Annotated in this window: 8 protein-coding genes; 4 read left to right on the top strand and 4 right to left on the bottom strand. The window is 68.5% G+C overall.

All coding sequences use genetic code 11. The features are described from left to right. Nucleotides 1-74: 74 nt before the first annotated feature. A complete protein-coding gene (gene aspS / locus AMYHA_RS11140) occupies nucleotides 75-1,847 on the bottom strand; it encodes an aspartate--tRNA ligase (protein ID WP_034270728.1) in 1,773 nt (590 codons plus the stop codon). A 371-nt stretch (nucleotides 1,848-2,218) separates the two neighbouring features. Here aspS and AMYHA_RS11130 point away from each other — a divergent pair, with 371 nt between their 5' ends. The 4 genes from AMYHA_RS11130 to AMYHA_RS11115 all read left to right on the top strand — a co-directional run bounded on the left by AMYHA_RS11130 (nucleotide 2,219) and on the right by AMYHA_RS11115 (nucleotide 6,416). After that, nucleotides 2,219-3,976 carry a YibE/F family protein gene (locus AMYHA_RS11130; RefSeq protein ID WP_231104699.1) on the top strand — a complete coding sequence of 586 codons (1,758 nt, stop codon included), beginning with the start codon at nucleotides 2,219-2,221 and terminating at the stop codon, nucleotides 3,974-3,976. Between the two features lie 178 nt (nucleotides 3,977-4,154). Then, nucleotides 4,155-4,664, top strand: a complete 510-nt coding sequence (locus tag AMYHA_RS11125) for a hypothetical protein (protein WP_034270724.1) — start codon at nucleotides 4,155-4,157, stop codon at nucleotides 4,662-4,664. A gap of 100 nt (nucleotides 4,665-4,764) precedes the next feature. Then, entirely contained in the window at nucleotides 4,765-5,610 is an 846-nt protein-coding gene (locus AMYHA_RS11120; protein WP_034270722.1) for a peptidylprolyl isomerase, read from the top strand. A gap of 23 nt (nucleotides 5,611-5,633) precedes the next feature. Further along, nucleotides 5,634-6,416: an enoyl-CoA hydratase-related protein gene (locus AMYHA_RS11115; protein ID WP_034270720.1), complete on the top strand. Its 783-nt coding sequence runs from the start codon at nucleotides 5,634-5,636 to the stop codon at nucleotides 6,414-6,416. Between the two features lie 97 nt (nucleotides 6,417-6,513). Here the strand turns inward: AMYHA_RS11115 and ltrA are convergent, their stop codons facing one another. From ltrA to secF, 3 genes are all read right to left on the bottom strand, one after another. Continuing rightward, nucleotides 6,514-7,776 (bottom strand): group II intron reverse transcriptase/maturase, encoded by a 1,263-nt coding sequence (ltrA, locus tag AMYHA_RS11110; protein WP_231104698.1) that lies wholly within the window; start codon nucleotides 7,774-7,776, stop codon nucleotides 6,514-6,516. Between the two features lie 730 nt (nucleotides 7,777-8,506). Further along, nucleotides 8,507-10,870, bottom strand: a complete 2,364-nt coding sequence (locus tag AMYHA_RS11105) for a RelA/SpoT family protein (RefSeq protein WP_034270717.1) — start codon at nucleotides 10,868-10,870, stop codon at nucleotides 8,507-8,509. A 122-nt stretch (nucleotides 10,871-10,992) separates the two neighbouring features. Further along, nucleotides 10,993-12,294 (bottom strand): protein translocase subunit SecF, encoded by a 1,302-nt coding sequence (gene secF / locus AMYHA_RS11100; RefSeq protein WP_051399763.1) that lies wholly within the window; start codon nucleotides 12,292-12,294, stop codon nucleotides 10,993-10,995. Nucleotides 12,295-12,296 lie beyond the last annotated feature (2 nt).

Here is a 12,296-nt window from a genome sequence, read left to right as displayed (position 1 = left end):
TCATCCCGTTTCGTGCCCATACATCAAACGGTATTCCCGCAAATGATGGTTCGCCAAAGCGTCTTTCAGCGCACTTAACTGCCCGGCTTCTTCTCCGGCTTCGCGTCGACGCCCGCTTCTTTGCGCTGCTGCGCGGTGATCGGCGCGGGCGCACCGGTGAGCGGGTCGTAGCCGCCGCCGGTCTTCGGGAACGCGATGACGTCCCGGATCGACTCGGATCCGGTGAGTAGCGCGACGATGCGGTCCCAGCCGAACGCGATCCCGCCGTGCGGCGGCGCGCCGTAGGCGAAGGCGTCCAGCAGGAAGCCGAACTTCTCCCGTGCCTCCTCGTCGGTCACGCCCATCACGTCGAACACGCGCTTCTGCACGTCAGCGCGGTGAATACGAATGGAGCCGCCGCCGATCTCGTTGCCGTTGCAGACGATGTCGTAGGCGTACGCCAGCGCGTTGCCAGGGTCGGTCTCGAACTTGTCGATCCATTCCGGGGTGGGCGAGGTGAAGGCGTGGTGCACCGCGGTCCACTCGCCATGGCCCACCGCGACGTCGTCGGTCACGCCCGCTGGCTCGAACAGCGGCGCGTCCACCACCCACACGAACGACCACGCGTCCTCGTCGATCAGGCCGAGCCGGTGACCGATCTCGTCGCGGGCCGCGCCTAGCAGCGCCCTGGCCTCGTGCGCCGGTCCCGCGGCGAAGAACACGCAGTCCCCCGGCTTGGCGCCGACCGCGTCGGCGAGGCCGTCGCGCTCGGACTCGGACAGGTTCTTGGCGACCGGACCGCCGAGCATGCCGTCCTCGGCGACCAGCACATAGGCCAGCCCCTTCGCGCCGCGCTGCTTGGCCCAGTCCTGCCAGGCGTCGAGCTGCCTGCGCGGCTGGTCGGCGCCGCCCGCCATGACCACGGCACCGACGTAGGGCGCCTGGAACACCCGGAACGGGGTGTCGGCGAAGTAGTCGGTCATCTCGGTGATCTCGAGGTCGAAGCGCAGGTCCGGCTTATCGGTGCCGTACTTGGCCATCGCGTCGGCGTAGCTGATGCGCGGGATCGGCAGGCTCACCTCGTGGCCCGCCAGCCGCCACAGCGCCGCGATGACTCGCTCGCTGAGCGCGATCACGTCGTCCTGGTCGACGAAGCTCATCTCGACGTCGAGCTGGGTGAACTCGGGCTGCCGGTCGGCGCGGAAGTCCTCGTCGCGGTAGCAGCGCGCGATCTGGAAGTAGCGCTCGATGCCACCGACCATGAGCAGCTGCTTGAACAGCTGCGGCGACTGCGGCAGCGCGTACCAGTTGCCCGGCTTGAGCCGCGCCGGGATCACGAAGTCGCGCGCGCCCTCCGGGGTGGAACGGGTCATGGTGGGCGTCTCGACCTCGACGAAGCCCTCGTCGTGCAGTAGCTCGCGGGCGACTCGGTTCACCTCGCTGCGCAGCCGCATGGCGCGCGCGGGGCCGTTGCGGCGCAGGTCGAGGTAGCGGTGCTTGAGCCGGGTCTCCTCGCCGACGTCGACGCGGTCGTCGATCGGGAACGGCAGTGCCGCCGACTCCGACAGGATCTCGAACTCGGTGGCCAGTACCTCGATCGCGCCGGTGGCGATGTCCGGGTTCTCGTTGCCTTCCGGGCGCGGCGAGACCTCGCCGACGACCCGCACGCAGAACTCCGCACGCAGGCCGTGGGCGCGCTCGGCCATCTCGCCCTCGCGGAACACCACCTGTGCGACCCCGGTGGCGTCCCGCAAATCGATGAAGATCACCCCGCCGTGATCACGCCTGCGCGCCACCCATCCGGCGAGGGTGACGGTCGTTCCGGCGTGGTCGGCACGCAAGCTGCCTGCGTCGTGGGTGCGAAGCACGGGAGTTGCTCACTCTCTAGGTCGATGGGTGCGGCGGATGGGCGCCAATGGCAAGGCTAACGAACGCCTGGTTCTCGCCGGTCACCTGGCTACCGGAGGTGACAGGCCACTGGAATTCCCCAAGATCACCCGAACACGACGGCCCCGCTGACATACTCGCCGCCATGACATCGCGCGTCCGGCTTTTCGTGGACGGCGCGCTGGCTGCTCGTGACGATTCTCGGCGGCGTCGGCGGGGTGTTCAGCGGGCTCGGTGCGCTGGTGCTCGTCCTGATCCGGCTAGGCACATTTCCTGGTCACACCCGCATGAGAACGTGACCTGAGCCGGTTCACCTGGCGATAACCGTTCCCGCTCCCGCAGGATGGAGTCCGTGACATCACCCCGGGACGGCGGACGGCGCCGCGCCGACCGCCGTGGCGACGACGAGGCCGAGACCAGGCCGATCCCACGGGTCCCTGGCGCGGCAGCGGGTCAGCCGCCCCGACGGACGCCAGGAGAGGGCGGTCGGCGTCGCAAGCCAGCGGGTCCCCCGGAGCAGCAGCCTCGGCAGCAGCAAGGACACCAGCCAGGCCCGCCCGGCGAGCGACAGCCCCAGCAACCGACGGGGCGTCGGCCACGGCGACGGGCCGGGTCACCGCCCGACCGGCCCGAGGAGCGGCAGCCGCGTCCGCGGCGGCGGCGCGTCGAGCCCCCCGGCGCCATCGACCCCGCCGCGCAGACCAGGCCGGTCACGCCCGCCGTCCCGCCGCCTGGACCGCCCGAGCAGGACGCGGCCCAGGGTCAGTCCGACCAGGCTGAGCCGTCGGACCGGGCGGAGTCGCCGGACCAGCCCGAGTCGTCCCCAGCGGGGCCGCCCACACCGCCGCCCGGCCACGGCCACTCGCACGCCCACTCGCACGAACCGCCGCCCCCGGCGTCACGGCAGGTGCGGATGCTGCTGGCAGCGCTGCTCGCGCCGTTCCTCCTCGCGGTGTTCGTGGTGTTCCTCGTGCTGCTTCCCACCGGAGGCCTGCCGGACAGTGCCGTCGACTCCGGGACGCCGGTCGACGGCACCGTCACCGCGGCGTCGCTCGGGTCCTGTCTGCGCCAGCCCGGGGCACAGCCTGGCCAACCCGAGGCGCAACCTAGCCAGCCCGGCGGGCAACCTGACCAGCCAGCACAGGGGCAGCCGCAGTGCCTGCTGCTCGACATCACCCTCACCGACGGCCCCGCAACGGGCAGCGTCATCCACAAGACGGAGCCGGTTGGGCCGTCGCGGCCCACCTTCGCCGTCGGCGACGACATCGTGCTCGCCTTCACCGGCGAGGACCCCAGAAACGACGACGCCTACCTGATCATGGACTTCCAGCGCGGCACGCCACTGCTGATGCTGGTCGTGGTGTTCCTCGGGGCCGTGCTGCTGCTCGGTCGCTGGCACGGCGCACGCGCGCTGGCCGGGCTCGGCGTCAGCGCGGCCGTCCTCGGGTTGTTCGTGGTGCCCGCCATCCTCGCGGGCGAGGACCCGCTGCTGACCGGCATCACCGGCGCCGGGCTGATCATGTTCGCCACGCTGTATCTCACCCACGGCTTGTCGGTGCGCACCTCGGTCGCGCTGCTCGGCACGCTGATCAGCCTGCTGCTGATCGGCATCATCTCGGCGGTGTTCTCCGGGCTCATGCACCTGACCGGGCTCGATGAGCAGACAGGCAACCTGATCGCGGCGCTGGGCCACGGCATCGACGCCCAGGGACTGCTGCTGGCGGGCGTGGTCATCGGCGCGCTCGGTGTGCTCGACGACGTCACCGTGACGCAGGCCAGCGCGATCTGGGAGCTGCGGCGGGCGAACCCGAAACTGAGCTGGCGTGATTTGTACGACGCGGGGGTGCGCATCGGCAGGGATCACGTCGCCTCAGCGGTCAACACCCTCGTGCTCGCCTACGCGGGCGCCGCGCTGCCGGTGTTGCTCTACACGGCGGTGTCCGGGGTCGGGCTCGGCACGATCCTCACCTCGCAGGACATCGCGCAGGAGATCTTGCGCACCCTCGCTGGCAGCATCGGCATCGTCGCGGCCGTGCCGCTGACGAGCCTGCTCGCGGCGGCCATCGTGATCCGCGAACCGCGGCTGCCGCTCGCTGCTGAAGCCCACTGAGCGGCGGATTCGCCCCATGTCGTCCGCCACACGATATTGGGCAGAACCAGTCGGCGCCGGTTAGGGTGCTCGACGGATCGCGCAGCGACGGGCGGCAGGCCAGGTAGCAGCGGTCGTCGTCGCCGGAGTCGGAGGTGCCGCCGACGCGGCCGCCCCGACAGAGGAATGGACACCGAGCATGAGCCAGCGCAGTGGGCAATGGACTGGACACAGCCAGCGACGGCAGCGGCTCAGCGACGTCACGGTGAACATGATCGTGACCCGGCCGATCGACGCCATCGACGCCACGATCTACACCTCCGCCAAGGTCGTCGAGGACACCTCGGCGGCGCTTGGCGCGCTGCCCAGCCTCGCCCGCACGCTGGAGCAGCTCCGTCCGGGCGGGGTGCTGCTCGAGGAAATCGTCAAGCTGAAGCGGACGCTGGACCGGATCGACCGAATCGGCACTTTCGTCGCCGAGGAGTTGCCTGAGACGCAACAGCAGCTGGAGGCGCTCAACAGTCAGCTCAACGACTCGGTCAACCGCATCGGCGAGCTGGCGCGGGCGATCCTGACGCAAACCGCGGTGAACAACGCGCTCAACGACTCCATCCGGCTGCTGTCGAAAGGGCTCGGTGTCGCCCAGGGCACGGCCGAGACGCTTGGCAAGGCGTTGGGCAGGGCGCGGACACCCAAAGACGAGACCTGAGCCTCCACAGCCACTTCACAGGCGGTGCCCATAGAATCCCCGCGACGTGGTTTGTGACCGGCAGGCTCGCAAGCCGGACCCGAGGATGCGAGGAGTGCGCGTGGCGACCAACCAGCAACGCCGTGAGGCCGCGAAGCGGAAGCTGGAGCGGCAGATCGAGCACCGGCAAGAGCGCGTGAAGCGCAACAGGGTGATCGGCGCGGCGGTCACCGCTGGCGCCGTCGTCATCGTGACCGGCCTGGTCGTCTTCCTCGCGACGCGCGGCAGTGACGACTCCACCGCGCAGGCGGACGAACAGCAGCCGCAGGAGCCGAGTCTGCAGATCCCGTCCGAGCGGGCACCGGTGCCGGAGCGCACGAAGCCGCTGCCGAACCCGAGCAAGTGCGCCTACAAGGAGAGCCCCTCCCCCGCGGCCAAGGACGTCGACCGGCCGGAGAACGGCACGGTGCCCGCACGCGGCACCGTCGACGTCGCCATGGAGACCACGGCTGGCCCCATCGGCCTGACGCTGGACCGGTCGCTGGCCCCGTGCACCGTGAACAGCATGGTGAACCTGATCAAGCAGGACTTCTACGAGGGCAGCGAGTGCCACCGTCTCGGCACGCGTGGCCTGCAGATGCTGCAGTGCGGTGACCCGACCGGCAGCGGGCGCGGCGGCCCCGGCTACTCCTTCGCGGACGAGACGTTCCCGCAGCTGTCCTACGGTCGCGGTCTCGTCGCGATGGCGAACAGCGGGCCTGACACCAACGGCAGCCAGTTCTTCCTGGTCTACGGCGAGGCACAGCTCGACCCGAACTACACCGTGTTCGGCACCATCTCCGACGAGGGTCTGGCCACGCTGGACAAGGTCGCCAACGGCGGCATCGGTGAGCAGGGCGCCGCAGGCGATGGCACCGGCAAGCCGGAGATCCCTGTGAAGTTCACCAAGGTCACCGTTGACGCGTGAGCACGGGCCGTAAGGTCAATCGCATGACGACAGGGCTGGAGCTGGCGCGGGCGGGCAGCGTCGCGCGACTCACGTTCACGCGACCGGACAAGCACAACGCGATCAGCTTCGACATGTGGTCGGCCATCCCCGGCATCGTCGCCGAGGTGGAGGCCGATCCGGCGGTGACCGCGCTGGTGATCACCGGGCAGGGGGACAACTTCTCGGCGGGCGCGGACATCGCCGAGTTCGGTGAGCTGCGGTCCACGGCGGACGGCGCCGCGCTCTACGACAAGGCGGTGCACGCCGCTGTCACCGCGCTGGCCGACATGGTCACCCCGAGCATCGCGCTGATCAGGGGCAACTGCATTGGCGGCGGCTGCCAGATCTCGGTGGCCTGTGACTTCCGGTTCGCCGCAGAGGGTGCGCGGTTCGGCATCACTCCGGCCAAGCTCGGGATCATCTACGACTATCCCTCGACGCACCAGCTGGTCTCGCTGGTCGGCCCGGCGAATGCCCGCTACATCCTGCTGTCCGCGAAGCTGGTCGGCGCCGACCGGGCGCATGCGATGGGCCTGGTCAACGACGTCTACCCGGACGGCGGCCTGGACGCGGCGGTCGAGGACTTCGTCGCCACGCTCGCCACCCGATCGCAGACGTCGGTGCGTGGCATGAACCGGATCATCGGCAAGATCGCGGCGGGCCAGGACGAGCCGGATGCGGAGGTCGACCAGCTCCGCCGCGACGCCATCCACGGCGCGGACTACGCCGAGGGTGTGGCGGCGTTCCTGGAGCGCAGGACGCCGAGGTTCACCCACCACCACTGAGGATGTCGGCTGCTGGCCGAGTCGGGTGGCCCGGGGGAATCTCACCCCCGGGCTCCCTCAGAACGGAGCGTGACAGTCTCCCGTCACTCCGCTCTTCTCATCGCAGTCCCGCAAACGTGCGCACCCACCGCCAGTGGGTGAACAGTTCGGGCTCTCGATCGACGAGTCCGAACCACCACTGGGTGAAGCAGCGGTAGCCGCGCAGTCGCTTGTACTTCTTGCCTGCCCAGCGCATCAGGTAGGTGTTGATGCGCTGAAGGAGGGGATACATCTTCGACCGGTAGAACCGGCCATAGTAGTTAATCCAGCCCGCCACGATCGGGTTGATCGCCTCGGCGAGCTCGTCCAGGTCGTACCTGGTGCGTCGGTGGAGCCGCCAGCGGCGGACCTGCGCGTGCATCTTCTTGAGCGCGTCCTTGCTGACGGCAGGCTGGAAACTGACGAACAGCGTCCCGCCCTTGTCCACCGCTGCTCGCGGCTGAAACGTGTAGCCCAGGAACGTAAACGACGTGTGCTCGTACGCACCGCGCCGATTGTTGTCCTTGCAGTACACGATCCGGGTCTTGTCGGGATGCAGTTGCAGCCCCAGACCCTCCAGCCGCTCGGCCAGCGCCGCCCGCACCTGGCGGGCTTGGCGCTCGGTCACACAGTGCACGACCGCATCATCGGCGTAACGTTCGAACTCCACGGTCGGGAACTCCCGAGCCAGGAACATGTCGAACGCGTAGTGCAGCACCACATTCGCCAGGACCGGGGAGACCGCCGATCCCTGCGGGGTACCGCGATCCCGCTCGACCAGGGTGCCATCGGGCAGCTGCAGCGGCGCTGTGAGCCACCGCTTCACATACAGCAGCACCCATTTGCGGTCGGTATTGACCTTGACCGCCTTGACGACGAGACCGTGATCCAGCGAGTCGAAGAACTTACGGATGTCAAGATCGAGCACCCAGTCCTTCTTCCAACACCGCGTCCGGCACCGGGCCAGCGCATCATGCGCGGACCTGCCCGGCCGATACCCGTAGGAGTCGGGATGAAAGATCGACTCCGTCCGGGGTTCCAACTGCAGCGCGACCACGGTCTGCGCGATCCGGTCCGCCACGGTCGGAACCCCAAGGATCCGGGTCCCGTCGCCATGCGGCTTCGGTATCTCCACCGCCTTCACCGCAGGCGGAAAATACGTCCCCGACGACATCCGATTCCAGATCTTGTACAGATTGTTCCGCAGATCGGTCTCGAACATCTCCATCGTCACGCCATCCACCCCAGCGGCACCCTTATTGGCCTTAACGCGCCGATACGCCTCCCACACCAGTTGCTTCGAAATATCAAACGACTTGTCCACCGGACCTGACTTGCCCACCCGTCTCCTCCCGCGAGGACAGCTGTCCCCGGGTTGCTCGTGCGACCAAATCCACGATGAGCCGGCCCCTTCGCTCCACCCCCATTACAGGGCTTCACCACTACTACGAGCCGGTCCGCCAGCGAGCGCCGCCTCGGTACTCAACGCCTCCGGTTTCCGCCGTCGGCGCGCTCCCTCTCGCACACCCGCACCGCCGGGTGTGGACGTGCAGTATCGACACTCGCCTTCCCACGTTCCGCGCAGGAGCCGCAGACCAGACTCACGCCGCCTTCATGCCGGACACCACCTGGCCAATAAGTGGGCACCCACCAGGCTCATCCCGGGAACTCAACTTCTCCCCGGTTTCGATGCCACCTAATAGTTTCGACACCTCAACAGCGGTTCGCTCGCGCTCGTCTTCCTGATCCCCACCTGACACCTCTCGGGTGCCTTTTCCTCATCGCTCACCACGACGGTCTTCAGCCAACGCAGCATGAGGCGGTTTGACGCCTGCCCCCACAGGCCGACGCCGAAGGGCCACAACCTTCATCTCCCACACAGCACCGCATCAAGAAGCCCTACCTACATCCAGACTCCTCTCCACGCTCGTGGCGCACAGTTGATCAACTTCCCGCGCACTAGGACCATCTGGCGTCCTTTTTGCCTGGTTCCCGTGTTCACAGCCCGCAGGAAGCTGATCAACAGCGTGTGCGACGCCCACAGAGCACAGCACGCGGGCGGAGCAACCGCGTCAGGAGGCCGACGTGACGCGATAGACGTCGTAGACGCCCTCGACCTTGCGGACGGCGTTGAGCACGTGGCCGAGGTGCTTCGGGTCGCCCATCTCGAACGAGAACCGCGACACCGCTACCCGGTCGCGGGACGTCGTCACCGACGCGGACAGGATGTTGACCTTCTCGTCAGCGAGGGTCTTGGTGATGTCGGACAGCAGCCGGTGCCGGTCCAGCGCCTCCACCTGGATCGCGACCAGGAACACCGAAGACTCCGACGGCGCCCACTCGACCTCGACCAGCCGCTCAGGCTGGGATTGCAGATCTTCGGCGTTGGTGCAGTCGGTGCGGTGCACGCTCACCCCGCCGCCGCGGGTGACGAACCCGAGGATCTCGTCGCCAGGCACCGGGGTGCAGCAGCGCGCGAGCTTCGCCCAGACGTCACCGGCGTCCTTGACCACCACGCCGACGTCGTTGGTGGAGCGTCTGCGGCTGATCGTCGACGGGGTGGCGCGCTCGGCCAGCTCCTCCTCGGCCTCCTCGACGCCACCGATGAACGCCACCAGCCGCGACACCACGTGCTTGGCGCTGGTGTTGCCCTCGCCAACGGCGGCATACAGCGCGGTGATGTCGTTGTAGCGCAGCTCGGTGGCCAGTGCGCCCATCACGTCGGCGGAGATCAGCCGCTGCAGCGGCAGTCCGGCGCGGCGGATCTCCTTGGTGATGGCTTCCTTGCCCGCGTCGATGGCCTCTTCGCGGCGTTCCTTGGCGAACCACTGCCTGATCTTCGCCCGCGCCTTCGGTGAACCGGCGAAGCCGAGCCAATCCCTGCTCGGGCCCGCGCTCTCGGCCTTCGAGGTGAAGATCTCGACGACCTCACCGTTGTCGAGCTTGCGTTCCAGCGCGACGAGCCTGCCGTTGACGCGCGCGCCGATGCAGCGGTGGCCCACCTCGGTGTGCACCGCGTAGGCGAAGTCGACCGGCGTCGACCCGGCTGGCAGCGTGATCACGTCGCCCTTCGGCGTGAACACGAAGATCTCGCGGGTGGCGAGGTCGTAGCGCAGCGACTCCAGGAACTCGCCGGGGTCGGCGGCCTCGCGCTGCCAGTCGAGCAGTTGCCGCATCCAGGCCATCTCGTCGACCTCGAGCGCCCCTGACTTGCCGTTGTTGTGGGTGCCCTTGGTCTCCTTGTAGCGCCAGTGCGCCGCGATGCCGTACTCGGCGGTGCGGTGCATCTCGTAGGTGCGGATCTGCACCTCGAGCGGCTTGCCGTCCGGCCCGATGACCGTGGTGTGCAGCGACTGGTACACGCCGAAGCGCGGCTGTGCGATGTAGTCCTTGAACCGGCCGGGCATCGGCTGCCACAGCGCGTGCACGACGCCCATGGCGGCGTAGCAGTCGCGCACGTCGTCGACGAGGATGCGCACTCCGACGAGGTCGTGGATGTCGTCCAGGTCGCGGCTGCGCACGATCATCTTCTGATAGATCGAGTAGTAGTGCTTCGGCCTGCCCTCGACCTTGGCCTGCACCCGCGACTTCGCGAGGTTGTCCAGCAGCTGGTCGATCACCGAGCGCAGGTAGACGTCGCGCGACGGCGCCCTGTCGGCGACCAGCCGCACGATCTCGTCGTACTTCTTGGGCTGCAGGATCGCGAACGCCAGGTCCTCCAGCTCCCACTTGACCGTGGCCATACCGAGCCGGTGCGCCAGCGGGGCCAGCACCTCAAGGGTCTCGCGGGCCTTGCGCACCTGCTTCTCCGGCGGGAGGAAGCGCATGGTGCGCATGTTGTGCAACCGGTCGGCCAGCTTGATGACCAGCACCCTCGGGTCGCGAGCCATCGCGATGACCATCTTGCGGATGGTCTCCGCCTCGGCCGCGGTGCCGAGCTTGACCTTGTCCAGCTTGGTGACGCCGTCGACGAGGTGAGAGACCTCGTCGCCGAAGTCCTTGCGCAGCTTGTCCAGCGAGTAGCCGGTGTCTTCCACTGTGTCGTGCAGCAGCGCGGCCACCAGCGTGGTGGTGTCCATGCCCAGCTCGGCGAGGATGGTGGCGACGGCGAGCGGATGGGTGATGTACGGGTCGCCCGACTTGCGGCGCTGGCCCCGGTGCAGCTCCTCGGCCACATCGTAGGAGCGCTGCAGCAGGCCGAGGTCGGCGCTGGGGTGCAGCTCGCGGTGGACGGCGGCTAGGGGTTCGAGGACCTGCTTGACCGAGGCGGGTCGCTGCGCGGTGATCCGCCGCGCCAGCCGCGCCCTGACCCGCCGGGTGGCCGAGGGGGCACCGTTCTGCTGCTCACCGTTGTTCGCGCGGCCTGAGCTCCGCTGCTGCGCGGCGCCCCGCCCAGCGTCGTCCTGCGTCGCTGGGGACCGGAGCTCGTTGCTCACCCGCACCTCCTACCGGCGCTCGCTAGCTACGTCCTGGGTCTCCAGCCTAGCTCCGGTGTTCCCGCCACGGCACGCTGCCATCCCATGACGGCGCTGTGGCGGGACAGGACGGTGCGCTGGGGCTATCTGGCGCGCTTGCCGGTGGGCTTGCCCGCTGGCTTACCCGAGGGCCTTCCTGGCTCCTTGCCGGACGGCTTTCCCGCGAGCCTGCGCTGGTCGCTCTTCTTCAGGTTGCGGCCGGGCACGGCGGATGCCGCGACGACCGCTTTCTCCTTCCGCAGCTCCGCCTCGTGTTCCTCGTCGTCCGCGTCCGACTCCGTGTCGGACAGGCCAGCCGAGGCCCGCGCCGTCTGGCTCACGGTGCGCTTGCCGAGCGTGCGCCGCGACTCGACGCGGCGTGCCTGCTCCTGGTAGGCGGGCTCGCGCATCTTGAGGTCCACCAGCGCCGGAGTGGCGAGGAAGATCGACGACATCGTCCCCGCGACGATGCCGATGGCCTGCACCAGCGCCAGGTCCTTCAGCGTGCCAGCGCCGAGCAGGCCCGCACCGATCAGCAGCAGGCCGAGCACCGGCAGCAGCGAGGTCAGCGAGGTGTTGATGGAGCGCATCAGCGTCTGGTTCAGCGCGAGGTTCGCCGACTCGGGGTAGGTCTGCCTGCTCAGGTCGAGCAGTCCCTTGGTGTTCTCCCTGACCTTGTCGAAGACGACGACGGTGTCGTAGAGCGAGTAGCCGAGGATGGTCAGCAGACCGATCACCGTTGCCGGTGTGACCTCGAAGCCGATCAGTGAGTACAGCCCAGCCGTGACCGTGAGGTCGAAGGTGAGCGCCACCAGGGCGGCCACCGCCATCCAGCGTTCGAAGTAGACCGCGAGGAAGATCGTCACCAGCACCAGGAACACCGCGAGCGCGATGAGTGCCTGCTTGGTGATCTCGTCGCCCCATGTCCCGCTTACACCGCTGTCGCTGATGGCGTTGACGGTGGGTTCACCGTCCGCGCCGAGCGGCTTGAGCTCGTCGAACAGCGCGCGCTTGATCTGGTCGAGCTCACCGGCGTTCAGCGCCTCGGTCCTGATCTGCACCGCCTTGCTGCCACCGGAGCCGATGGTCTGGGTGGACGACGGTGTCTGGCCGAAGGTGTCGGCGTAGACCCGCTCCACCTCGTCGGCGGCGATTGGGCCTTGCGCCCCCTGCGCGGGCACCTGGATCTGGGTGCCGCCGACGAACTCGATACCGGGTGTGAAGCCCCGGAACACGATGCTGCCGACGCAGATCAGCATGATCACCGCGGTGATCATGTACCAGGTCTTTCTCCGATCGACAATGGCGAAGCCGCCGGTGCCGAGATAGAGCTTGGCTAGCCTGCCCTGCTTGGGCGGCTGCGCCGTGGGCTCGGTCTGCTCTGTCGTGGCCGTCGAGTCCGCCATGA

This window comes from Haloechinothrix halophila YIM 93223 (assembly GCF_000504245.1).
In the GTDB taxonomy this organism is placed as follows: domain Bacteria; phylum Actinomycetota; class Actinomycetes; order Mycobacteriales; family Pseudonocardiaceae; genus Haloechinothrix_A; species Haloechinothrix_A halophila.
The sequence above is the reverse complement of the archived record's forward strand: the minus strand, read 5'-3'. Positions and strand labels throughout refer to the sequence as shown.

Bases quoted from the DNA above. Each gene is read 5' to 3' on its own strand.
- AMYHA_RS11125 (WP_034270724.1), top strand. From the start codon at position 4,155: ATGAGCCAGCGCAGTGGGCAATGGACTGGACACAGCCAGCGACGGCAG.
- secF (WP_051399763.1), bottom strand. From the start codon at position 12,294: ATGGCGGACTCGACGGCCACGACAGAGCAGACCGAGCCCACGGCGCAG.
- AMYHA_RS11115 (WP_034270720.1), top strand. From the start codon at position 5,634: ATGACGACAGGGCTGGAGCTGGCGCGGGCGGGCAGCGTCGCGCGACTC.